This window comes from Streptomyces sp. TLI_146, from assembly GCF_002846415.1.
Classification (GTDB): Bacteria; Actinomycetota; Actinomycetes; order Streptomycetales; family Streptomycetaceae; genus Streptomyces.
Window position 1 is genome coordinate 4,274,656 of sequence record NZ_PJMX01000001.1, and the last position, 24,108, is coordinate 4,298,763.

General features: G+C 72.2%; 17 protein-coding genes and 1 pseudogene. 8 read left to right on the forward strand and 10 right to left on the reverse strand.

What is annotated here, in order from left to right; all coding sequences use genetic code 11:
• Positions 1-43 precede the first annotated feature (43 nt).
• Entirely contained in the window at positions 44-1,714 is a 1,671-nt protein-coding gene (locus tag BX283_RS19100; RefSeq protein ID WP_101388785.1) for a CocE/NonD family hydrolase, read from the forward strand.
• 42 nt (positions 1,715-1,756) lie between these two features.
• On the opposite strand, the gene BX283_RS19105 is transcribed toward BX283_RS19100, so the two are convergent.
• Positions 1,757-2,587 carry an LLM class F420-dependent oxidoreductase gene (locus BX283_RS19105; RefSeq protein WP_101388786.1) on the reverse strand — a complete coding sequence of 277 codons (831 nt, stop codon included), beginning with the start codon at positions 2,585-2,587 and terminating at the stop codon, positions 1,757-1,759.
• 170 nt (positions 2,588-2,757) lie between these two features.
• Between BX283_RS19105 and BX283_RS19110 the strand changes: the two genes are divergently transcribed.
• Positions 2,758-4,287, forward strand: coding sequence for a CehA/McbA family metallohydrolase (locus BX283_RS19110; protein WP_101388787.1), 1,530 nt, complete (start codon positions 2,758-2,760; stop codon positions 4,285-4,287).
• 276 nt (positions 4,288-4,563) lie between these two features.
• On the opposite strand, the gene BX283_RS19115 is transcribed toward BX283_RS19110, so the two are convergent.
• From BX283_RS19115 to BX283_RS19145, 7 genes and pseudogenes are all read right to left on the reverse strand, one after another.
• Positions 4,564-6,018, reverse strand: coding sequence for an aldehyde dehydrogenase family protein (locus BX283_RS19115; RefSeq protein WP_101392452.1), 1,455 nt, complete (start codon positions 6,016-6,018; stop codon positions 4,564-4,566).
• A gap of 2 nt (positions 6,019-6,020) precedes the next feature.
• Positions 6,021-7,763 (reverse strand): amidohydrolase family protein, encoded by a 1,743-nt coding sequence (locus BX283_RS19120; RefSeq protein WP_101388788.1) that lies wholly within the window; start codon positions 7,761-7,763, stop codon positions 6,021-6,023.
• A gap of 396 nt (positions 7,764-8,159) precedes the next feature.
• Positions 8,160-9,287: an LLM class flavin-dependent oxidoreductase gene (locus BX283_RS19125; protein ID WP_101388789.1), complete on the reverse strand. Its 1,128-nt coding sequence runs from the start codon at positions 9,285-9,287 to the stop codon at positions 8,160-8,162.
• Between the two features lie 124 nt (positions 9,288-9,411).
• Positions 9,412-10,197 carry an SDR family NAD(P)-dependent oxidoreductase gene (locus BX283_RS19130; protein WP_101388790.1) on the reverse strand — a complete coding sequence of 262 codons (786 nt, stop codon included), beginning with the start codon at positions 10,195-10,197 and terminating at the stop codon, positions 9,412-9,414.
• Between the two features lie 11 nt (positions 10,198-10,208).
• The gene (locus tag BX283_RS19135; protein ID WP_101392453.1) at positions 10,209-11,114 is read right to left on the reverse strand and encodes an LLM class F420-dependent oxidoreductase; all 906 of its coding nucleotides are present in this window, start codon (positions 11,112-11,114) and stop codon (positions 10,209-10,211) included.
• A 156-nt stretch (positions 11,115-11,270) separates the two neighbouring features.
• On the reverse strand, positions 11,271-11,678 hold the full coding sequence (locus BX283_RS19140; protein WP_101388791.1) for a PaaI family thioesterase: 408 nt from the start codon (positions 11,676-11,678) through the stop codon (positions 11,271-11,273).
• Between the two features lie 358 nt (positions 11,679-12,036).
• Positions 12,037-13,253 (reverse strand): annotated as a pseudogene (locus BX283_RS19145) (amidohydrolase family protein).
• 379 nt (positions 13,254-13,632) lie between these two features.
• Between BX283_RS19145 and BX283_RS19150 the strand changes: the two are divergent.
• Together BX283_RS19150 and BX283_RS19155 are read left to right on the forward strand one after the other, a co-directional pair.
• Positions 13,633-16,599 (forward strand): AfsR/SARP family transcriptional regulator, encoded by a 2,967-nt coding sequence (locus BX283_RS19150; protein WP_101388792.1) that lies wholly within the window; start codon positions 13,633-13,635, stop codon positions 16,597-16,599.
• A gap of 322 nt (positions 16,600-16,921) precedes the next feature.
• Positions 16,922-17,239, forward strand: coding sequence for a hypothetical protein (locus BX283_RS19155; protein ID WP_101388793.1), 318 nt, complete (start codon positions 16,922-16,924; stop codon positions 17,237-17,239).
• Between the two features lie 326 nt (positions 17,240-17,565).
• Here BX283_RS19155 and BX283_RS19160 read toward each other — a convergent pair whose 3' ends face one another.
• Positions 17,566-18,306, reverse strand: a complete 741-nt coding sequence (locus BX283_RS19160; RefSeq protein WP_101388794.1) for a GbsR/MarR family transcriptional regulator — start codon at positions 18,304-18,306, stop codon at positions 17,566-17,568.
• 226 nt (positions 18,307-18,532) lie between these two features.
• Between BX283_RS19160 and BX283_RS19165 the strand changes: the two genes are divergently transcribed.
• Genes BX283_RS19165 through BX283_RS19175 form a run of 3 tightly spaced genes read left to right on the forward strand, consistent with a single transcriptional unit; the run spans position 18,533 to position 20,972 of the window.
• On the forward strand, positions 18,533-19,198 hold the full coding sequence (locus tag BX283_RS19165) for a DUF4097 family beta strand repeat-containing protein (RefSeq protein ID WP_101388795.1): 666 nt from the start codon (positions 18,533-18,535) through the stop codon (positions 19,196-19,198).
• A 35-nt stretch (positions 19,199-19,233) separates the two neighbouring features.
• Complete coding sequence (locus tag BX283_RS19170) at positions 19,234-20,190, forward strand: ATP-binding cassette domain-containing protein (RefSeq protein ID WP_101388796.1); 957 nt, start codon at positions 19,234-19,236, stop codon at positions 20,188-20,190.
• Positions 20,187-20,972 carry an ABC transporter permease gene (locus BX283_RS19175; RefSeq protein ID WP_101388797.1) on the forward strand — a complete coding sequence of 262 codons (786 nt, stop codon included), beginning with the start codon at positions 20,187-20,189 and terminating at the stop codon, positions 20,970-20,972. The genes BX283_RS19170 and BX283_RS19175 overlap by 4 nt, the downstream gene beginning before the upstream one ends.
• Positions 20,973-21,204: 232 nt before the next feature.
• Here the strand turns inward: BX283_RS19175 and BX283_RS19180 are convergent, their stop codons facing one another.
• Complete coding sequence (locus BX283_RS19180; RefSeq protein ID WP_101388798.1) at positions 21,205-22,824, reverse strand: FadD3 family acyl-CoA ligase; 1,620 nt, start codon at positions 22,822-22,824, stop codon at positions 21,205-21,207.
• Between the two features lie 140 nt (positions 22,825-22,964).
• On the opposite strand from BX283_RS19180, the gene BX283_RS19185 reads away from it, so the two are divergent.
• A complete protein-coding gene (locus BX283_RS19185) occupies positions 22,965-24,107 on the forward strand; it encodes a lipid-transfer protein (protein WP_101392454.1) in 1,143 nt (380 codons plus the stop codon).
• The last annotated feature ends 1 nt before the right edge of the window (position 24,108 follow it).

Sequence of the window (24,108 nt, forward strand, 5' to 3'; positions counted from 1 at the left end):
TCAGCCTTCCGATCCGCACCACGACGAACGGGACGGTACTGACGTGACATCAGAGCGTACGCAGCCGACGACCCTGTACCCGGAGCTCGACGAGGACGCGCTCAAGCGCTACTTCGAGGCGCTGACCAGCGGCGACACCTCACGTGTGGCACCCGCGCGGGCCGTCGAGATCGAGGAGGCCAGGGCCGTGGCCGTACCGGTCCGGGTGAAGATCCCAGGGGCGCGCGGGGACGAGCTCGACGGGGTGCTGTGGAAGCACCTGGTGGGCCCGCGCGAGCGGCCCGCGGTGATCATGCCGTCGCCGTGGACCTCGGTCGGCTGGCTGGTCTATGTGGCGCAGGCGACCCGGTTCGCGGCCGCCGGGTACAACGTCCTGGCCTACTCGGCGCGCGGCTTCGGCGCGTCCGGCGGCGAGGTGGAGGTCGCGGGGCCGCTCGACGTCGAGGACGGCGTCAGGGCGATCGACTTCCTGACCGACCGGATCGGCGCCGAGCCGACGAAGCTCGGCTTCCTCGGCGACTCGTACGGCTCCGGCATCAGCCAGCTGGTCGCCGCCCTCGACGAACGTGAGCGCGTCCACGCGGTCGCGGCCCTGTCCACCTGGGGCGACGTGGGCGAGGCGTTCTACGAGAACTCCACCCGGCACACCGCGGCCGTCGCCACCCTGCTGAGCGCGGCGGGCGACGCGCGGCTGAGCGAGCGCACCCGGCGCGCCTTCGACGACCTGCTGGCGGACCGGAACATCGACAAGACGCTGGAGTGGGCGGCCGAGCGCTCCCCGCTCACCCACGTCCACGCCCTCAACCACCGCCGGGTGCCGGTGTTCTTCGCGCACGCCTGGCACGAGACGCTCTTCCCGGCCAACCAGACCCTGCGGATGTTCCAGGAGCTGACCGGCCCCAAGCGGATCGACCTGTCCATCGGCGACCACTCCGGCCCGGAGATGACCGGGATGCTCGGGCTGCCCAACCGGATCTGGGAGGACGCGCACCGGTTCTTCGCCCACCACCTCAAGGGGGTGGACAACGGCATCGACACCGAGGGCCAGGTGGTCAGCCAGGTCATGTGGAGCAAGACGCTGGAGACCAGGCCCACCTGGGACGCGGTCACCGGCAGCACCGAGCGCCTGTATCTGACCGGCGCGGCCGTCAACGGCGACGGCTGGGGCGGGGCCGAGACCGACGGCGGCCTCGCCGACAAGCCCGGCAGCGGCTGGAGCGTGCGCTTCCAGACCGGCGCGGACACCCCGGCGACCGTCGCCGACGCGATCGTCACCGCCGGGTACGCCGAGATGGCGGGCAACCCGAAGGTCTATCCGGTGCACGACATCGACCGGGCCGACGCGGGCGTGTGGGCGAGCCCGCCGATGGCCGTCACCACCAAGCTGCGCGGCATCCCGCGCCTGCACCTCGCGTACACGCCGAGCGCCGAGCACTCGACGCTGATCGCCCACCTCTTCGACGTCTCCCCCGACGGCTCGGCGCACATCGTCACGCACGCGCCCTGCACCCGACTGGGCGGGGAGCCCGGACAGCCGGTCAGGGCCGAGATCCCGCTCCAGGCCACCGGCTACGACGTGCCGGCCGGGCACCGGCTGCTGCTGGTGGTCGACGCCCGCGACCCGTTCTACGGCGACGCCAACCAGCCGCGCGCCACCATCGACATCACGGCGGACGAGGACGACCCGTCCTACCTGGACATCCCGCTCGGCTGACCTTCCCGGCGGCGGCCCGGCCGGTGCCGGGCCGCCGTGGGCTCACACGTACGGCGCGAACTCGTCCAGCGTCTTCAGCACCGCCGCCTCGTCGGCGGACGGCAGCTGGAGGACGATCTCCTCGATGCCCAGGTCCGCGTAGTGGGTGAGCTTGCCGGGCGAGGGGAGCACCGCGTACGGGACGATCTCCAGGTCGTCGGGGGCGCGGCCCGCCTCCTCCCAGGCCCGGCGCAGCTGCGGCAGGGAGTCGGTGAGCCCGCCACCGCCGATCGGCAGCCAGCCGTCCGCGTACTCGGCGACCGCCGCGAACAGCTTGGGCCCGGCCGCGCCGCCCAGCAGGACGCGCGGCGCCCCGTTCCGCACCGGCTTGGGGTGCGCCTCGCTGGCCCGCACCGAGCCGAACGGGCCCTCGTACGCGGTGGGCTTCTCGGCCCACAGCGCCCGCATCAGCGCCATGCGGTCGCGCACCAGCTCGCGGCGCGTGGACCACTCCACACCGTGGTCGGCGGCCTCCTCCCGGTTCCAGCCGTAGCCGACGCCGAGCGTGAACCGGCCGCCGGAGAGGTGGTCCAGGGTGGCGGACTGCTTGGCCAGGTCGATCGGGTCGTGCTGGGCGACCAGCGTGATGCCGGTGCCCAGGCCCAGCGAGTCGGTGACGGCGGCCGCCTGCCCGAGCGCGACGAAGGGGTCCAGGGTGCGGCCGTACTGGCGCGGCAGCTCGCCGCCCGGCGGGTACGGCGAGAGCCGTTCGACGGGTATGTGCGTGTGCTCCGGCAGATACAGCCCGGCGAATCCGCGCTCCTCCAGCTCGCGGGCGAGCCGGACGGGGGTGATCGTCTCGTCGGTGAGGAAGATCGTGGTGGCGATACGCATTCCCACTTCTTAGCCCCGGCGGATCGAGGGTGCAAGAGAGCGATGCGGGCCATCGACCTGTCATGGACCAGCCATACGCCAACCTCCGCCCCTTGCCGCAGAGTTCACGGGAGCGTACGACTGTGGACACCCATCCAGCCGCCTCTTCCACCCCCCTGGGAGCACTGGCCATGAGCGGACCCGAGGACAGCACCTCCGACGACAGGACCATCGGCCGCCGTGCGCTGTTCGTGACGGGAGCCGCCACCGCGCTTACGTTGGGAACCGTGAGCTTCGCGAACGCGGCCCCCGGCGGCGACAGCGGCGGCGGCCCCGCCGAGCGGACCCGGATCGTCACCGGCACCCTGCCGCCCGGCGCGCCCGACTTCGTCTACCTGCCGGTGGAGGTGCCGCGCGGAGTGCGCGAGATCGCGGTGTCGTACGCGTACGAGAAGGCGACGGTCCCGGCGGGCACCCAGAACAACGCCCTGGACATCGGCATCTTCGACGAGCGCGGCACGGAGCTGGGCGGGAAGGGCTTCCGGGGCTGGTCGGGCGGCGCCCGCACCGAGTTCTTCATCCGTGCGGACGCGGCGACCCCCGGCTACATCCCCGGCCCGGTGCGCGCCGGGACCTGGCACATCGCGCTCGGCCCGTACACGGTCGCGCCGCAGGGCCTGCCGTACACGGTGACGATCACCCTGAAATCCGGCGAGCGGGGCAGCACACCCGCGCCGGTGTACCCGCCGGCCCGCGCCAAGGGGCGGGGCCGGGCCTGGTACCGGGGCGACTGCCACCTGCACTCCTGGTACTCGGACGGCCGGCGCACCCCGGCCGAGATCGCGGCGCTGGCCCGTGCGGCGGGCCTGGACTTCATCAACACCTCCGAGCACAACACCCACTCCTCGCACCCGGCGTGGGAGGGTCTGTGGGGCGACGACCTGCTGATCCTCACCGGCGAGGAGATCACCACGCGCAACGGGCACGTGCTGGCGCTCGGCGTCGACCCCGGCACCTTCGTCGACTGGCGCTACCGCGCCCGCGACAACCGCTTCGGCCACTTCGCCCGGGAGATCCGCCGCGCCGGGGGCCTGGTCGTCCCCGCCCATCCGCACGCCACCTGCGTCGGCTGCAACTGGAAGTTCGGGTTCGGCGAGGCGGACGCGGTGGAGGTGTGGAACGGGGCGTACACACCGGACGACGAGGTGTCCCTCCAGGAGTGGGACAACACGCTGGCGGTGGCGGCGCGTTCGGGGGGCCGCTGGATCCCGGCGATGGGCAACAGCGACGCCCACCGCGACCCCGACCGCATCGGCGGCCCCCAGACGGTGGTCCTCGCCGACGAGCTGTCCCGCGAGGCGATCCAGGCGGGCCTGAAGGCGGGCCGCTCGTACGTGGCGGAGTCCTCGTCCGTCTCCCTCGCCTTCACGGTGTCGGGCGGGCGGGGCGGGCACGCGGGGATCGGCGAGCGACTGCGGGTGGCCCGCGACGAGCCGGTCACCGTGCGCCTCGATGTCACCGGTGCGGAGGGTTGCACGGCCTCCTTTGTCACGGACCAGGGGACGTTGTTCACCGCGCCGGTGGGGGCGGGGGCCGTGGAGTGGCGGACGACGGCGTCGTACGCGACGTACGTACGGGCCGAGGTCCGCCACGCGCCGGCGGTGCCGGGGTTGCCGGGTCCGCTGGCTGCGTTCACGAATCCGGTGTTCCTGGGCGGTTAGGAACGTTCGCCGCCTGCGGGTGGTGGGTGGCTGGTCGCGCAGTTCCCCGCGCCCCTTATAGGGCCGGTCTTTGTCTGCGGGCGGCGTGTGGTTGCTCGCGCAGTTCCCCGCGCCCCTAAAGATGCCGCTCCGCGGCAATCCCCTGGGCGGCCCGCAGGGACGCATTTAAGGGGCGCGGGGAACTGCGCGAGCAACCGACCACGGTCCGCAGACGAACGAGGGTTTAGGGGCGCGGGGAACTGCGCGACCAGTTGGGGACGGCCCGCAGACGAACGGCTAGCCAGGCCAGACGATCGCCTGGAGTTCGCTGTACGCGTGCAGCGCGTACGAACCCACATCCCGTCCCACCCCGCTGCGCTTGAAGCCCCCGAACGGCGCCTCCATGTTCCGCCCGATCGTGTTCACGCCCACACCCCCCGCCCGCAACCGCCGCGCGACCCGGAACGCGCGGGCCACATCGCCGGACCACACGTAGTCCAGGAGGCCGTAGTCGCTGTCGTTGGCCAGGGACACCGCCTCCTCCTCGTCCTCGAAGGGGACCACGGCCACGACCGGCCCGAAGATCTCCTCGCGGACGACGCGCATGTCGTTGGTGCAGTCGGCGAGGAGCGTCGGGGCGACGTAGAACCCCCGCTCCAGCGGCGGCCGTTCGCCGCCCGCCACGACCCGCGCACCCTCCTTGCGGCCGAGCTCCACATACGACTCCACCTGCGCGCGGTGCGCGGCCGAGATCACCGGCCCGACCACCGTCCCCGCCTCCGCAGGATGCCCCACCTTCAAGTGGCCGATGTAGACGGCAAGTTGCTCGATCAGGCGGTCGTGCACCGACCGGTGGACGAGGACCCGCGTCGGCGCCGTGCAGATCTGCCCGCTGTAGAACGAGAACGTCGTGCCGATGCCCATCACCGCCGCCCCCACGTCCGCGTCGTCGAAGACGACCGCCGCGCCCTTCCCGCCGAGCTCCATGAGCTGGCGTTTCATCCCCCGCCCGCACACCTCCGCGATGCGCTGCCCCACCGCCGTGGAGCCGGTGAAGCTGACCATGTCGACGTCCGGGGAGTCCACGGCCGCCTCCCCGACGGCCGGGGCCGAGCCGCTGACCACGTTGACCACTCCCCTCGGCACGCCCGCCTCGGCCAGGGCTTCGGCCATGCGGAAGACGGACAGGGGGTCCTGGGGGGCGGGCTTCACCACCACCGTGTTGCCCATGGCGAGCGCGGGCGCGACCTTGCCCGCCGGGTTGGCCCAGGGGTTGTTGTACGAGGTGATGCAGGTGACCACCCCCACGGGCTGCCGCACGGCGACGGCCCCGAAGACGCCCGCGCGCCCCATCGGCCCGGCCTCGTTGATCTGCGGCACGACGGCGCTCTCGACCGGTTCCAGCGCCCCCTTCGCGTACCGCCGGAAGCGGGCCGCGCCCACCGCGACCTGCATGCCGCGCGCGGTGGCGGTGGTGGCGCCGGTCTCGGCGCGGGCGAGTTCGGCGTACGGGGTGAACTCGCGCTGGATGACGTCCGCAGCCCGGTCGAGGATCGCGGCGCGCTCCTCGGGGGCGGTGCGCGACCAGCTGTCGAAGGCGTCCCGGGCGGCGGCGGCCGCCGCGTACACCTGCGCGCGGCTCGCCTCGGGGGCGAGCCCGACGACCTCCTCGGTGGCGGGATCGAGGATCTCGTACCGCCCACCGTCGGGCTCGACCCACTCGCCCCCGATGAACAACTTCGGCTCGTACAGGCTCACTTGACGGACACCGTCCTCGTGTCGCGGCCGGAGCGCAGGACCGTGCCCGGTACCGCGCCGGTCACCACGTCGTCGCGGATCGTCTCGACGCCGTTGACGCGGACCGAGACGACGCCGATCGCCTTCGAGTCCAGGCGCGGGCTGTCGCCGGGCAGGTCGTGGACGAGGGTGGCCGGGCCCGCCTCGATGCGCTCGGGGTCGAAGAGGACGAGGTCGGCGTGGTACCCCTCCTCGATCCGGCCCCGCTCGCGCAGCCCGAACAGCCGCGCCGGGTCGTCGGTCAGCATCTTCACCGCCTGCTCCAGGGGCATGAGCCTGCGGCCGCGCAGACAGTCGCCGAGGAAGCGCGTGGTGTACGGGGCGCCGCACATCCGGTCCAGGTGGGCACCCGCGTCGGACCCGCCGAGCAGGACGTCCTCGTGCTGCCAGGTCTCCTGGCGCAGCGCCCAGCTGGCCGGGTCGTTGTCGGTCGGCATGGGCCACAGGACGGTCCGCAGCCGGTCGTTGGCGCAGATCTCGACCAGGGTGTGGAAGGGGTCCTGGCCGCGTTCGGCGGCGATGTCCCGGACCACGCGCCCGGTGAGCCCGGTGTTGGCCTCGGAGTAGGTGTCCCCGATGACGTACCGCCCGAAGTCGGCGAGCCGCCGGAAGACCCCGGCCTCCTTGCTGTCGGCGCGCCGCAGCATCTCGGCGCGTACCCCCGGGTCGCGCAGCCGCTCGATCCGCTCGGGGACGGGCAGGTTGAGGACGTCCCCCCAGCCGGGGATGAGGTTGAGGGCGCAGAAGGTGCCGAGCGACATGTTCATGGGGGTGAGGATCGGCATGGTCAGCGCGACGATGCGGCCGCCGGCCCGGCGGGCGCGCTCACTGGCGGCGAGCTGGCGGGGTACGCGCTCGGGGACGGCGGCGTCGATGGTGAGGACGTTCCAGTTGAGCGGCCGCCCGGCGACGGCGGACATCTCCACGAAGAGGTCGATCTCCTCGTCCGAGAACTGGTCCAGGCACCCGGCCACGATCGCCTCGATCTGGGTGCCCTCGTGCTGCCCGACCGCCTTGGAGAGGGCGAGGAGCTCGGCGGGGCGGGCGTGCCGGGAGGCGACGGGGTGGCCGTCGCCGTCGGAGTGGGTGGACGACTGGGTGGTGGAGAGCCCCCAGGCGCCCGCGTCCATGGCCTCGTGGAGGAGGCGCAGCATGGCGTCGAGCTGGTCGGCGGTGGGCTGCCCGCCGACGGCGTCGGGGCCCATGACGTACCGGCGCAGCGCGCAGTGCCCCACCATGAACCCGGCGTTTACGGCGATACGGCCGTCCAGCGCGTCCAGGTACTCCCCGAACGTCGACCAGCCCCAGTCGACCCCCTCTTCCAGTGCCTTGAGCGCCATGCCCTCCACCCGGGCCATCATCCGGCGGGTGTAGTCGGCGTCCTCGGGGCGGTCGGGGTGGAGGGGGGCGAGGGTGAAGCCGCAGTTTCCCGCGGCGACGGTGGTGACGCCGTGGTTCATGGACGGGGTGGCGTACGGGTCCCAGAACAGCTGGGCGTCGTAGTGGGTGTGGGGGTCCACGAAGCCCGGGGCGAGGACGAGGCCGTGGGCGTCCTCGCTGGTGCGGGCGGTTTCGGGGGCGAGGGTGCCGGGCTCGGCGATCTGGGCGATGCGGCCTGCGTGGACGCCGACGTCCGCGGTGTAGGCGGGGGCGCCGGTGCCGTCGACGACGGTCGCGCGCCGGATCAGGTGGTCGAGCATGGGTGTTCCTCTCTCCCTCGCATGGGTGTGCCCCGGCCGGAGTCCACGCGGCGGGCCGCCGCCGGGTGGCCTCCGGCCGGGGTGGGCGGGGGAACGGCCCGGGAAGCCGCGCCCCCGCGTCTTGGTTTGGCCCCCACCCCGCCCCTTCCCTGAACCCTCCGGGGGTGGGTGGGGGGCCGAGGTGGTCTCCCGAGGGTCTGCGTTCGTCTGCGGGCCGTCCCCAACTGGTCGCGCAGTTCCCCGCGCCCCTAAATGCGCCCCTGCGGGGCGCCCCTGTAGGGGCCCGGGGAACTGCGCGAGCAACCGGCCACCGGCCCGCAGACGAACACCGGGCTCATAAGGGGCGCGGGGAACTGCGCGACCAGCCCGCCACCGGCCCGCAGCCGAACAGTTCGCTCAGGCGCCCGCGGCCTCGCGGAATCGGGTCGTCCGGTGCACCGGATCCGTGTCGATCTTCGGGATCACATGCTCCCCGATCAGCCGGATCGTGTTCATCGTGTCCTCGTACGGCACACCGATCGGCAAGCCGAACGAGAGCTGATCCGCCCCCGCCTGCTCCCACCGCTTGCACTGCCGCGTGACCTCGTCGGGATCGCCGCAGATCATCAGCTCCTCCGCGATGAGGAGTTCGATGATCTCCGTCGTGTACTCGGGCAGCAGCTCGGGCCACTCCGGCACGCCCTCCGGCCGCGGGAACGTGTCGTGGTAGCGGAACACCAGCGACTGGAGCCGGTTCAGACCGCCCGCCGCCGCGATGGCCACCGCCTTCTCGTGCGTCTCCGCGCAGATCGCCGTCGACGTCACCATCACGTTGTCGTTGACGAAGTCGGAGATCGGCTCCGCCTCCCGTATCGCCGTCTTGTACTGCTCCAGGACCCACTCCATGTCCGAGACCTTCTGGACGGAGAAGCCGAGGACGCCCAGGCCCTTCTTCGCGGCCATGGCGTACGAGGACGGGGACCCGGCCGCGTACCACATCGCCGGGTGCGACTTCCCGTACGGCTTGGGGAAGACCTTGCGCGGCGGCAGCGACCAGTGCTTGCCCTGGAACCCCACGTACTCGTCCTGGAGCCACATCTTGGGGAACTCCGCGATGGTCTCCTCCCAGATCTCCTTGGTGTGGTTCATGTCGGTGACGCCCGGCATGAACCCGAGGATCTCGTGGGAGCCCGCGCCCCGCCCGGAGCCGAACTCGAACCGCCCCTCGCTGAGGTGGTCCAGCATCGCGACCTTCTCGGCGACCTTGACCGGGTGGTTCACCGCCGCCAGCGGGTTGAAGATGCCCGAGCCGAGGTGGATCCGCTCGGTGGCGTGGGCGAGGTAGCCGAGGAAGACCTCGTTGGCCGACAGGTGGGAGTACTCCTCCAGGAAGTGGTGCTCGGAGGCCCAGGCGTACTTGAAGCCGGACTTGTCCGCCTGGATGACGTACTCGGTCTCCTCCATGAGCGCCTTGTGCTCCGCCTGGGGGTCGACCGACGAGCGTGCCACGGGCACGTATCCCTGTACAAACAGTCCGAATTCCAAGGAGGTTCACCGTCCCTGTCAACGTTTCTGACACATCGTCAGATCTCTGCGATACGGCGACTGTTCCACCGGCGTACGGCGTCGTCAATACCTGACGCCGAGTCAGACATGGCTCAGAAATGGCTCAGAAGAGGCTCACACCGGCCAGCCAGCCCCCGTCGATCACGAACGGCTGACCCGTGATGTACGCCGAGTCCTCGCTGGTCAGGAAGAGCGCGAGCGCCGCGACCTCCTCCGGCCGCCCGATCCGGCCCAGCGGCACCAGCCGCTTGTAGAGCTCGGCCACCGCCTCCTTGGCCTCCTCGGGGTCGGCCGTCGGGTCGAGGGCCGCCGGGTTGGTCATCGGGGTGTCGACGGCGCCGGGGCAGACCGCGTTGACCCGGATCCCCTTCGCCGCGAGCTCCACCGCGGCGACCCGGGTCAGGCCCAGGATGGCGTGCTTGGTGGCGGCGTACGCGCCGACGTACGCCATGCCCGTGAGCGCGGTGTACGAGGCGGTGTTGACGATGGTGCCGCCGCCGGCCGCCTCGATCTCGGGCGCCGCGTACTTGATACCGAGGAACGCGCCCACCTGGTTGACCTGGATGATCTGCTGGAACTCCTCCAGCGGGGTGGCGACGAGCTCGTTGAAACGGAGGATGCCCGCGTTGTTGACGAGACCGTCGAGATGCCCGAAGGCCTGCTTGGCGAGGCCGATGGCGGCGATCCACTCCTCCTCGCGGCTGACGTCGAGATGGACGAACCGCGCCGACCCCTCCCCCAGCTCCTTGACCACCGCCTCCCCCTGGTCGTCCAGGACGTCCGCGAGGACCACCTTGGCGCCCTCGGCCGCGAAGAGCCGCGCCTCCTGCTCGCCCTGCCCGCGCGCCGCGCCCGTGACGAGGACGACCCGCCCGTCCAGCTTGCCCATGTCCGTACTCCCTAGGTGAGGTGGGGTGCCACGTCGGCGGCGAACGCCGCGATCTGGTCGGTGAGTTCGGCGCGGCCGCGCGAGCGGAAGCGCAGCTGGACCTGGTGGACGCCGAGCGCGGCGTACTCGCGCAGGGAGTCGGCGAGGGCGTCCGGCTTGCCGCTGAGGGTGCGGCGCCCGAGGTCCCAGCGCGCCTCGCCCACGTACAGCGGCTCCGCGATGGCGCCGACGCAGAACGGCCCCTCGATGCCCGCGCGCTCCCGCAACTCCCTGATCCGGCCGATCTGGCGGGGCAGTCTGTCGCGCGGGTCGCCCTGCGGCAGCCAGCCGTCGCCGCGCAGGGCGGCACGCCGGACGGCGGCGGGCGAGGAACCGCCGACCCAGATGGGCACGCGCTCCTGGGCCGGGCGCGGCCGCTGCCCGAGGTCGCTGAAGCTGAACCTCTCCCCCCGGAACTCCGGGAACTCCTCCGGCCCGAGCGCGGCCCGCAGCGCGTCGACGCTCTCGTCGAGCACGGCCCCCCGGCCCTCGAAGTCCGCCCCGAGGACCTCGAACTCCTCCTGTACGTGACCGGCCCCCACCCCCAGGACCAGCCGGCCGCCGCTGAGGTGGTCGAGGGTCGCGTACTGCTTGGCGGTGAGGAGGGGGTGGCGCAGGCCGACGACGGCGACGTGGCTCAGGAGGAGGGTGCGGGTGGTGATCGCCGCGAGGTAGGCGAGGGTGGCGACGGGGTCGTACCACGTGGTGCCCATCGCGCCCGCGAGCCTGCGGGGGATGGCGACGTGGTCGCAGGTGGCGAGGTAGTGGAAGCCGGCGCGGTCGGCGACCCGCGCGATCTCGGCGAGGTCGTCCGGGGTGGCGCCGGCTTCCCAGGGTTCGGCGTAGAGGGTGCTCTGGGACTGGATGGGGAGCTGCATCCCGTACGAGAGCGGCCCCCCGGGTATGTCCGGGTACGGGTCCACGACGCGGCCTCCTCGGCGGCCGGGACGAGGACGCCGACCTGACGCCTCGTCACTCTCCGACCGGCTGGCCCCATCGTGATATCTGACGCCCCATCAGACAAGGGTCTCGTCTCACCCGAGGAGGGCGTAGACGGTACTGGCCCGGGCGGCGGGCTCGTCCGCGCCCTCGGCGGTGAGGGTGATCTCCGCGAACGCCATCCGCTTGCCGAGCTTGGTGACGCGCGCGTCGACCAGTACGTCCGCGTCGACGACGGGGCGCTGGAAGCTGGTCGACTGCTGGACGGTGGTCATGGGGCCGTACGCGCCCCGGGCGGCGGAGACGGCGATGACGGTGGCGGTATCGGCGGCGGCCATCATCGCCTGCCCCGACATCCCTCCCCCGTCCCGCGCCAGCCGCGCGTCCCAGGGCAGCCGCAGCAGGGCGTGCGCATCGTTGACCTCGACGACGCGGAGGTTCAGGTCGAGGACCCAGGGGGCGAAGTTGTCGGTGAGGAGTTGTTGGGCGGTGTGGGTGTTCATGGGGTGGATGGTGGGGGGTTCCGGGAGCGGGGACAAGTGGGCCGAGGCTGGTGTCCGGAGTTCGCCCGCGGGCCGTCCCCAACTGGTCGCGCAGTTCCCCGCGCCCCTTAATCGGCCCGGTGTTCGTCTGCGGGTGGTGGTGGGCTGGTCGCGCAGTTCCCCGCGCCCCTCAACCCTCTTTCGTCCGCGGACCGTGGTCGGTTGCTCGCGCAGTTCCCCGCGCCCCTAGGGGGTACCGGCGATGGCGATGGCGAAGCCGAGCATTTCAGGGGCGCGGGGAACTGCGCGACCAGCCATCTACGGTCCGCAGACGAACGAAGCCGGGGGGCTGGGGGCGTAGCCCCCTGGAGCGCCGCCGTCAGCCCCGCCACAACCCATCCGCCCCCAGCGACAGGAGCTCAATCGCATTGCCCCGCACGATCCTCTCCACCACATCCCCCGAAGGTGCGCCATCTGCGCCTCCCCCACCTCCTTCGACTTCGGCCACGTCGAGTCCGAATGCGGGTAGTCCGTCTCGTAGAGGACATTCCCCACCCCGATCGCCCCCAGGTTCCGCAACCCGAACGCGTCGTCGAAGAAGCAGCCGTAGACGTGCTCCGCGAAGAGTTCGGACGGGGGGCGGTGGACCTTGTCCGCGACGCCGCCCCAGGCGCGGTTCTCCTCCCAGACCACGTCCGCCCGCTCCAGGATGTAGGGGATCCAGCCGATCTGGCCCTCCGCGTACATCACCCGCACGCCGGGGAAGCGTTCGAACTTGCCGCTCATCAGCCAGTCGACCATCGAGAAGCAGCAGTTGGCGAAGGTGATCGTGGAGCCGACGGCCGGCGGCGCGTCCGCCGACGTCGACGGCATCCGGGACGAAGAGCCGATGTGCATCGCGACCACCGTCCCCGTCTCGTCGCACGCCGCCAGGAAGGGGTCCCAGTAGTCGGTGTGGATGGAGGGCAGACCCAGGTGCGGGGGTATCTCGGAGAAGGCGACCGCGCGCACCCCCCTCGCCGCGTTCCGCCGCACCTCCGCCGCCGCGAGCTCCGCATCCCAGAGGGGGATCAGCGTCAGGGGGATAAGACGGCCCCCGGCCTCCGGGCCGCACCACTCCTCCACCATCCAGTCGTTGTACGCCCGCACCGAGAGCAGCCCGAGCTCCCGGTCCGCCGCCTCCGTGAACGTCTGGCCGCAGAAGCGAGGGAAGGTGGGGAAGCACAGCGCCGACTGGACGTGGTTGACGTCCATGTCCGCGAGCCGCTCCGGCACGCTGTACGAACCCGGCCGCATCTGCTCGTACGTGATCACTTCGAGGCGGATCTCGTCCCGCGCGTACCCGACCGCCGTGTCCAGGCGTGTCAGCGGGCGGTGCAGGTCCTCGTACACCCACCAGTCGCCGATCGGTCCCTCGTCCCCGGGCGCGCCCATGACCGGCGCGAACTTTCCGCCGAGGAAGGTCATCTCCTTGAGGGGGGCGCGGACGATGCGCGGGCCCGAGTCCCGGTATTTCGACGGGAGCCGGTCCTGCCAGACGTGCGGCGGCTCCACCGTGTGGTCGTCCACCGAGATGATCCTCGGGAAGCTCTCCACGGTCTCCACAGTCTTCATGGTCTCCATGGCTCTTCACCGTAGACCTGATCTGACGATCCGTCAGCTAGTCGTGCGGGGCGCTCTTCGGCCACTTCACCGCTCGGCCCCGGCCAAACCACCACCGGATCCGGCCGACCCGTCACCCGCGCACCGGTCACACCTCGGCCACCCACCGGTCACTCCTCGGCCATTCACCCCTCTCTCCCCGCCCCTCGACGCCTGTCCGCCCCCCGGACAGGGCCGTGGACACGCACCGGCGACCTGTAACGAAAGTGTGCAGAGGCCTTGTGCGGAGCGTCACCCGTAGCTGACGCGCATGCCATGGACAGGGCAGACTGGCACGGGCATTACCAGCGCTACGGGGGCACAGGGGGTCGCTATGGACCGAAACGGCGAGCCGCGCATTCCGGAGCAGCGGGCTCCGGTCCTGGCAGCGGACGACGACCAGGCCGCGGACACCGCGGACCTGCGCTTCGGCGTGCTCGGAAGCGTACGCGCGTGGCGCGGGGCCGACGTCCTGCCGTCCGGCTCGCCGCAGCAGCGCGCCCTGCTCGCCGCGCTGCTGCTGCGCGACGGCCGCACGGCCACCGCCGCCGAGCTGATCGACGCCATCTGGGGCGACGAGCCGCCCTCGCAGGCCCTGGCGGCGGTACGGACGTACGCCTCGCGGCTGCGCAAGGCGCTGGGTCCCGGCGTCCTGGTGAGCGACGCGGGCGGCTACGCCATCCGGCTCTCCTCCGGCGTCCTCGACCTCGCCACCGCCCAGGAGCTGGCCGCCGAGGCCGAGAAGGCGCGCGCGGGCGGCGACCAGGTCAGGGCGCGCGAGCTGCTGAAGGCCTCGCTGGCGCTGTGGACCGGCGAACCGCTCGCCAACGTGCCCGGCCCGCACGCCGACACCGAGCGGACCCGGCTCAGCGAGTGGCGCCTCCAGCTCATCGAGGCGCGGCTCGACATGGAGCTGGACGCCGGGTGCCACGCCGAGGCCGTCTCCGAACTGACCGCGCTCACCGCCGCGTACCCGCTGCGCGAGCGGCTGCGCGAGCTGCTGATGCTCGCGCTCTACCGCAGCGGCCGCCAGGCCGAGGCCCTCGCGGTGTACGCGGACACCCGCAGGCTGCTCGCCGACGAGCTCGGCGTGGACCCGCGCCCCGAGCTCTCCCGGCTGCAGCAGCGGATCCTCCAGGCCGACGAGGACCTGGCCCGGCCCGCCGAGGCGCCCGCCGCCCCGGCACCCGTCCGGGCGGCCCAACTCCCCGCCTCGGTGCCCGATTTCACCGGACGTGTCTCCTTCGTCCAGGAGCTGTCGGCGCGGCTCGCCGCCGCCGACACCACCGTCATGGCCGTCTCCGCGCTCGCCGGGATCGGCGGCGTGGGCAAGACGACGCTCGCCGTGCACGTCGCCCACGCGGCCCGCCCGCACTTCCCCGACGGCCAGCTGTACGTGGACCTCCAGGGCACCGGGCCGCGCGCCTGCGAGCCGGAGGCGGTGCTCGGCGCGTTCCTGCGGGCGCTCGGCACCCCCGACACCTCCATCCCGGACTCGCTGGAGGAGCGCGCGGCCCTGTTCCGCTCCACGCTCGACGGCCGCCGCGTCCTGGTCCTGCTCGACAACGCGCGCGACGCCGCCCAGGTGCGCCCGCTGCTGCCCGGCACGGCGGGCTGCGCCGCGCTGGTCACCAGCCGGATCCGGATGCTGGACCTGGCCGGGGCGTACCTCGTCGACCTGGACGTGATGTCGCCGGAGGAGGCCCTCCAGCTCTTCACGAAGATCGTCGGCAAGGAGCGGGTGAGCGCGGAGCGCCAGTCGGCGCTCGACGTGGTCGCCGCCTGCGGCTTCCTGCCGCTGGCGATCCGTATCGCCGCCTCCCGGCTCGCCTCCCGCCCCACCTGGACCGTCTCGTTCCTCGCCGCCAAGCTCGCCGACGAGCGGCGCCGCCTGGACGAGCTCCAGGCGGGCGACCTCGCGGTCAAGGCCACCTTCGAGCTCGGCTACGGCCAGCTGGAGCCCGCCCAGGCCCGCGCCTTCCGGCTGCTCGGCCTGCCCGACGGCTCGGACATCTCGCTGGCCGCGGCCGCCGCCGTACTCGACCTGCCGCTCCAGGAGACCGAGGACCTGCTCGAATCCCTCGTCGACACCAGCCTGGTGGAGTCGGCGGCCCCCGGCCGCTACCGCTACCACGATCTCGTACGGCTCTACGCGCGTGCGTGCGCCGAGCGCGACGAGGACCCGCCGTCCGGCCGGCACGCGGCCATGTCGCGGCTGCTGGACTTCTATCTGGCCACGGCCGCCCGGGTGTACGCGATCGAGCGGCCCGGCGACCGGCTGGTGGAGCACCTGGCGCCGACCCAGTACCCGGGGCTGCCGTTCGCCGACGGGCACGCGGCGGTGGACTGGCTGTACGCGGAGGCCAACTGCCTGCTGTCGTGCGTCCACCAGTGCGCGGGCGACCCCGCGCTGCTGCGGCGCGCGGTGGACCTGCTGTGGGCGGTGAAGGACCTCGCCGAGTCTGGCGCCAACTCGCGGCAGTACGAGACGACGGCGGCGGCGGTACGGGACGCCGCGCACGGGCGGGGCGACGCCAGCGCTGAGGCGCGCGCCCGGATCTCGCTCTCCACCGTGCTGCTGATCTCCGGCCGCTTCGAGCAGGCCGACGAGGAGGCGCGGCTCTCCTCGCTGCTCGCCAAGGAGGCCGCCGACCCGATGCCGGCCGGGGCCGCGCCCAACGACCGCGGGATCATCGCGTTCTACCAGAACCGGCACGCCGACGGCGAGCGCTTCCTGAAGGAGGCGATCGACAACTACCGCGCCGACGGCAACCGGCCGGGCGAGGCCAGCGCGCTGTGCAACCTGGCGCGGATCCACGTGAACATGGGCCGTACGGCGAGCGCGGTCGACCTCGCGCAGCGCGGGCTCGACATCTTCAGCGAGATGGGCCTGGCCCTGCGGGTCGCCAACGGCCGCTTCGCGCTGGGCATCGCGCTGACCCGGGCGGGCCGCCTGGACGACGCGCTGTCCCAGCTCGGCCAGGCCCTCCAGGTCTTCCAGGACAACCGCCAGCGCCTGTGGGAGGGCACCACGCACTTCCGCATCGCCGAGGCCCACTTCGCGGCGCGGCGCCCGGCGCGGGCCGCCCAGCACGCGGAGCAGGCGCTGGCGCTGCGCTGCATCGGCGGCGAGTGGATGCGCGGCAACGTCCTGACGACGCTGGGCCGCGCCCTGGACCAGCTCGGCCAGGCCGACCGGGCCCGCGCGTGCTGGCGCGAGGCGCTGGCCATCTACGAGTCGACGGGCGCGGCGGAGGCCAAGGACGTACGGCAGTTGCTGAGCCCGATGGCGGCGGCGTAGCGGATACGGTTCACTGGGCCGGGCGTTCGACGAGCCCTTTCACGAGGCCTTTCACCAGGCCTTCCGCCGCCGTACGGGGATTTCACCGCGGCTGTCCGCGCGGCTGTCCAAGCTGTTGCCGACGCCGTTTAGCCATCGTTTATCGCCCCTCGGCACTCTCTTACTCAACGATCCGCCGCGTCGGGGGGCAGGCGGGTCGACGGTGGGCCTCCCCGCTAGTGTGGACGGCCCTTGAAGTGCCCGTCCGGCGACCCTCGGGGGAGCCGCCGGGCGGGCACCGTTCACAGCACGACATGCAGAAAACTCAGGGGAGCTGAGCACGATGAGTGACGGAAACAAGCCCGACACCGGCGACACCACGACGCAGGAGAACCACGCGGGGAGCCCGGGTTCCGGCACGGGCACCGGCACGATCCGCCCGATGGAGAACCACGCCGGCCTGATCGGCGGCGACGGCAAGATCAGGCCGCTGGAGAACCACGCGGGCCTGGTCGGCGGCGACGTGGTGAAGCCGCTGGAGAACCACGCCGGGCTCATCGGCACCGGCGGCCCCATCAAGCCCATGGAGAACCACGCGGGCCTGATCGGCACGGACGTCCTCAAGCCCCAGGAGAACCACGCCGGTTCCGAAGAGGCCTGAGTACCTGAGAACCACTGCTGGCGGGGGCCGGCCGCGGCGACGCGGAGGGGGGGCCGTCGCGGCCGGTGACACACGGGGGAGCACGGGGGAACCACGGGGCCAACGGGGGAACGGGGGCCACGGGGGAACGGGGGATCGTCGGGGACGCGTACTTGGGGGTGCGCGTCCCCGACGGGGGGAGCAACGGGGGAAGTACGGGGGAGCACGGGGGAACGGGGGAAACAGGGGGGAGAACGGGGGAAGTACGGGGGAAACCAAGCGCCCCGCGGCCGGACGTGCCGCGGGGCGCTTGGTGTTGTCCGAGGGGACGGGGACGGGGGACGGGCTCAGGACGCCGGTGACGTCTCGGGTGGCGTCTCGGCCTTCGTGTGCAGGACCTCGCGGGCCTGCTCGGCGGCGCGTATGAGGCTCTCGCCCACGAAGTCGAGGAAGCGGGCGATGTTCTCGAGCCGGGCGGCGGCCGGGGTGCCGGGGACGAGGACGCCCACGCCCTGCCGGGCGATCTCGACGATCTGGGCGTTGGCCCGGACGCTGGCCATCATCGACCGGTACCAGATGTCGTCGTCGATGAAGTAGCGCTCGCGGCGGCGTTCGTCACGCTCCCGGCGGATCATGCCCTGGCCGTCGAGGAACGCGACCGCCTTGGAGATCGACGCCGGGCTGACCTGGAGGCGCTGGACGAGCTCGGACGCGGTGAGGCTGCCCGCGTCGGTGAGGGTGAGGCAGGCCATCACCCGGGACATCATCCTGGGCAGGCCGGAGCCCATCATGACGGCGGTGAGCGCCTCCTCGTACGCGCGCACCGCCTCGGGGTCGCGCCCGTACGCCTGCGCGGGCGTCTCCGGGTCGTGGGGCGCGGTCCGGGTACGCCGGTGGGCGCGGCGTTCGGTGGCGCGGTGGGCCAGGTCGGAGCGGTAGGCGGTGGGGCCGCCGTTGCGCATCACCTCGCGCGTGACCGTCGAGGTGGGGCGGTCGAGCTGTCGGGCGATCTCCGCGTACGCGAGGCCGTCGGCCAGTCCCAGCGCGATCTGCCGACGTTCCTGCTGGGTGAGCCTGCCTCCCGGCATCGGGATCTCCTTCGTCTGTCCGTGATGTCCGCAGCATAGCGTTCACGCTCACCTCATTGCAACGACCAAGAGGATCCCCGTTGCATTAAACCGCAAACCATTGCAACGATTTAACGCCTCTGACCTGCTGCAATGCACACTCCATGCAACGAACTCATTGCCGACTCCCTAAACGCAACGTAGCTTTTCCCTCATCGGAAACGACAACGAAGCGAAGGAACACACCGTGCAGAAGTTCGCCACCACCGCCCCGATCTCCGCCGTCCTGGACATCCCCGCCGGACACATCCGCCTCATCGCCGCCGACCGGGCCGACGCCACGGTCGAGGTCCTCCCCGCGAACGCCTCGAACAGCCGCGACGTGAAGGCCGCGGAGCAGACCACGGTCGAGTACGCCGACGGCGTCCTGCGGATCGCGGCCGCGCCCGCGAAGAACCGGATCCTCGGAAGCTCCGGCTACGTCGAGGTGACGGTCCAGCTGCCCGCCGGCTCCCGTATCGAGGCGAAGGCGGCCGACGCCGAGTTCCGGGGCGTCGGGCGGCTCGGCGACGTCGTCATCGAGGCCGCGCGGGGCACGGTCAAGCTCGACGAGACCGCGGGCGCCGACCTCACCCTCCAGGCCGGTGACGTCATGGTCGGCCGCCTGGGCGGCCCCGCCCGGATCAGCACCCAGAAGGGCGACCTCCGTATCACCGAGGCCGTGAGCGGCACGGTCGAACTGCGCACCGAGGCAGGCAACATCGAGGTCGGCGCGGCCCGCGGGGTCTCCGCCTCGCTGGACGCGCACACCGCGTACGGCCGGATCCAGAACGCCCTCATGAACACCGGGACCGCCGCCCTGGACATCCGGGCGACCACCTCCTACGGCGACATCGCCGCCCGCAGCCTCTGACCCCCGACCCCGCAGCCTCCGAAGGAGCACCCCTCATGACCAGCTTGGCCATCGCGGCGAACGGGCTGCGCAAGTCGTACGGCGACAAGGTCGTGCTCGACGGCATCGACCTGGCCGTCCCCGAAGGAACGGTCTTCTCCCTGCTCGGCCCGAACGGCGCGGGCAAGACGACCGCCGTGAAGATCCTCTCCACCCTCGTCCCGGCGGACGCCGGGGACCTGCGCGTCGGCGGCCACGACCTGGCCGCCGCCCCGCAGGCGGTGCGCGCCACGATCGGCGTCACCGGGCAGTTCTCCGCCGTCGACGGCCTGATCACCGGCGAGGAGAACATGCTCCTCATGGCGGACCTGCACCATCTGTCCAGGCGGGAGGGGCGGCGGGTCGCCGCCGAGCTGCTGGAGCGGTTCGACCTCACCGAGGCCGCGGGGAAGCCCGCCACGACCTACTCGGGCGGGATGAAGCGCCGACTGGACATCGCCATGACGCTGGTCGGCGCCCCGCGGATCATCTTCCTCGACGAGCCGACCACCGGCCTCGACCCGCGCTCCCGGCACACCATGTGGGGCATCATCCGCGAGCTGGTCTCCGACGGGGTATCCGTCTTCCTCACCACGCAGTACCTGGACGAGGCCGACGAACTCGCCGACCGCATCGCCGTGTTGAACGACGGCCGGATCGCCGCCGAGGGCACCGCGGAGGAGCTGAAGCGGCTGATCCCCGGCGGCCACGTACGGCTCCGCTTCACGGACCCGGCGGCGTACCGCGACGCCACGTCCGCGCTGGGCGAGGTCGCCCGCGACGACGAGGCGCTCTCGTTGCAGATCCCCAGCGACGGCAGCCAGCGGGAGCTGCGCTCCCTGCTCGACCGGCTGGACTCGGCGGGCATCGAGGCGGACGAACTGACCGTGCACACCCCCGACCTGGACGACGTGTTCTTCGCCCTGACCGGCACCGCCACCCTTCCCAGCCAGCCCAAGGAGTCCGTCCGATGAGCACCTTCTCCCTCGCCGTACGCGATTCGAGGACGATGCTGCGCCGCAACCTGCTGCACGCGCGCCGCTACCCGTCCCTCACGCTGAACCTGCTGCTCACCCCGGTCATGCTGCTCCTGCTCTTCGTCTACATCTTCGGCGACGTGATGAGCACGGGCATCGGCGGCACGGACCGCTCCGACTACATCGCCTACATCGTCCCGGGCATCCTGATGCTGACGATCGGCGGCACCGTGATCGGGGCGGCGGTGTCCGTGGCCACCGACATGAACGAGGGCATCATCGCCCGCTTCCGTACGATGGCGATCCACCGGGGCTCGGTGCTGATCGGGCACGTCGTCGGCAGCGTGCTCCAGTGCGTGATGAGCGTGGTCCTGGTCGGCGCGGTCGCGGTGGCCATCGGCTTCCGCTCCACGGACGCGACGCCGCTGGAGTGGCTGGCGGCGTTCGGCCTGCTGGTGCTGTTCGCCCTCGCCCTCACCTGGATTGCGGTCGGCATGGGCCTGGCCAGCCCGAACGCCGAGGCCGCCGCGAACAGCGCCCAGCCGCTGATCGTCCTCCCGCTCATCTCCAGCGCGTTCATTCCCGCCGACACGATGCCGGGCTGGTTCCGCCCGATAGCCGAGTACCAGCCGTTCACCCCCGCGATCGAAACGCTGCGGGGCCTGCTGCTGGGCACGGAGATCGGCCACAACGGGTGGCTGGCGGTGGGGTGGTGCGTGGGTCTGGCGACGCTGGGGTACTTCTGGTCGACGTCGAGGTTCAACGCCGACGCGAAGTGAGCAGGGCCCGGTGTTCGTCTGCGGGCCGGTGGCGGGTTGCTCGCGCAGTTCCCCGCGCCCCTGAGACGCGCCCCTGCGGGGCGCCCAGGGGATTGCCGCGAAGCGGCATCCAAGGGGCGCGGGGAACTGCGCGACCAGTTGGGGACGGGCCGCAGACGAACGGGGACCCGGGGGGTCCGGGGGCGAAGCCCCCGGGAAGCGAGCCTCAATCACCCACCCACCCCCGGAGGGTCTAGGGAAGGGGCGGGGTGGGGGAAAACGACCGCAGCACCCCCTTCACCACCTTCCCCCCCGCATTCCGCGGCAACTCCCCCAAAAACACCACCTCCCGCGGCACCTTGAAGTTCGCCATCTCCCGCCGAGCCCACCCGATCAGCTCGGCCGCCGTGAGCCCGGCCCCCTCCCGCCGCACCACGAACGCCCGCCCCACCTCACCGAGCCGCCCGTCCGGCACCCCCACCACCGCCACATCCGCCACCTCCGGATGCAGCCCCAGCACCTGCTCGATCTCCGCGGGGTACGCGTTGAAGCCCCCCACGATGAACATGTCCTTGATCCGGTCGGTGATCCGCAGGTTCCCCGCCGCGTCCAGCACCCCCACGTCCCCCGTCCGCAGCCACCCGTCCTCCGTGAACGCCCGCGCCGTCTCCGCCTCGTCCTCGAAGTACCCGCGCATCACGTTGAACCCGCGCACCAGCACCTCCCCCGGAGCACCCGGCTCCGCCAGGACCCGTACCTCCGTACCCGGTATCGCCCGCCCGGAGGTGTACGCGATCACCTCCGCCGGGTCGCCGCGGCGGCACATCGTGACGATGCCGCTCGCCTCGGAGAGCCCGTACGCCGTGAGCACCGTGCCGATCCCCAGCTCCGCCCGCAGCCGCTCGACGAGCCGCAGCGGGACGACCGCCGCGCCGGTCACCACGAGCCGCAGCGCGGACAGGTCGTGGGCCGCTCTCGCCGGGTGGTCGAGGAGGGACTGGTGGAGCGTGGGCGGGCCGGGCAGTACGGAGACGCGCTCGGCGGCGATGTTCGCCAGGACCGTGTCGACGTCGAACACCGGCTGCGGCACCATCGTCGCGCCCCGCATCAGACAGGCGATGATCCCCGCCTTGTATCCGAAGGTGTGGAAGAAGGGGTTCACGATCAGATAGCGGTCGCCCTCGCGCAGCCCCGCCAGCTCGCTCCAGATGGCGTAGCCCCTCAGCGTCTGCGCGTGCGTGATCACCACGCCCTTGGGGCGGCCCGTCGTACCGGACGTGAAGACGATGTCCGAGGGGGCCGAGGCCGCCACCGCGTCCGCCCGCTCCCGTACGTCCGCCGCCGGGACGCCTTCCCCGCCCGCCAGGAAGTCCTTCCAGGTCCAGAAGTCGTCCGGCGCGTCCTCCGCCAGGACCACCACCCGCTCCAGACACGGCAGTCCGGGCAGCGGGCCCGCGCCCGCGCCCTCGCCCTCGGCGGCGGCACGCCGCAAGGTGGCAACGTACGACGTCCCCAGGAACGTTCCCGTGACGAACAGCAGCTTCGCCCGGCTGCGCTGGAGTACGTACGCGGCCTCCGCGCCCTTGAACCGGGTGTTCAGCGGGACCAGCACCGCCCCGGCCGTGACCGCGCCCAGCGCGGAGACGATCCAGTCCAGGGTGTTGGGCGCCCACACCGCGACCCGGTCGCCGCTCTCGACCCCGGCCGCCATACAGGCCGCCGCCGCCCGCTCGACCCGCTCGCCGAGCTCCGCGTACGAGACACGGGTGCGGCCCTCGACGACGGCCTCCCGCTGTCCGTACCGCTCGGCCGCGCTCCGTACGAGCGCGGGGACGGAGCCCCACTCCAGGTCGCCCCGAAGGTCTTCCCGCATGGCAAACCCTCCCACCCGCAGTAGCCGTCGACCGTCGACGCAATAGCTGACTACCCGTCAGATTAGCTGTACCCTTCCACGCTGTCAGCAGCAAACCGGTGCCGATGGCGCACGGGGATCGCGGAGGTGGCGGGGTGTCGATGCTCAAGGACGCGACGGCGATCGCGGGCATAGGCCAGACGGAGTTCGCCCGCCGACTGGGCGACTCCGAGAAGAAGTTGGCCTGCCGGGCCATCCTCGCCGCGCTCGACGACGCCGGGATCTCCCCCTCCGAGGTGGACGGCTTCGCCTCGTACACGATGGAGGAGACCGACGAGGTGGAGGTCGCCAAGTCCATCGGCGCCGGCGACGTCACCTTCTTCGGCAAGGTCGGCTTCGGCGGCGGCGGTTCCTGCGCCACCGTCGCTCATCTCGCCGCCGCCGTCGCCACCGGCCAGGCGAACGTCGGAGTCGCCTGGCGCTCCCGAAAACGCGGCAGCGGCCCCCGGCCGTGGACCAGCACGACGGTCCAACTGCCCACCCCCGCCCAGTGGACGCGCCCCTTCGGGCTGCTGCGGCCCGCCGACGAGATCGGCATGCTGGCGCGGCGCTATATGCACGAGTACGGCGCCACCCGCGACCACCTCTTCAACGTCGCCCTGGCCTGCCGCAACCGCGCCAACCAGAACCCGGCCGCGATCATGTACGAGCGGCCGCTGACCCGCGACATGTATATGACCTCGCGCTGGATCAGCGAACCGCTCTGCCTCTTCGACAACTGCCTGGAGACGGACGGCGCGCTGGCCTGCGTGATCGTCTCCGCCGAGCGGGCCAGGGACTGCCGCCACAAGCCCGTGTACGTGCACTCCGCCGCCCAGGGCCTGCCCGCCCAGCACCACGGCATGGTCAACTACTGGAACGACGACCCGCTGACCGGACCCGCCTGGACCGCCGCCCGCCACCTGTGGAAACAGGCCGACTTCGGGCCCCAGGACGTCGACGTGGCCCAGATCTACGACGCGTTCACCCCGCTCGTCCCGCTCTCCCTGGAGGGCTACGGCTTCTGCGGCCGGGGCGAGGGCGCCGCGTTCACCGAGGGCGGCGCCCTGGAGATCGGCGGCCGCCTCCCCCTCAACACGGGCGGCGGCGGCCTGAGCGAGGCGTACGTCCACGGCTTCAACCTCATCAACGAGGGCGTGAAGCAACTGCGCGGCACGTCCACGGCACAGGTGCCGGACGCGGCGACGTGCCTGGTGACGGCGGGCGAGGGCGTCCCCACATCGGCCATCCTGCTGAGGAGTTGAG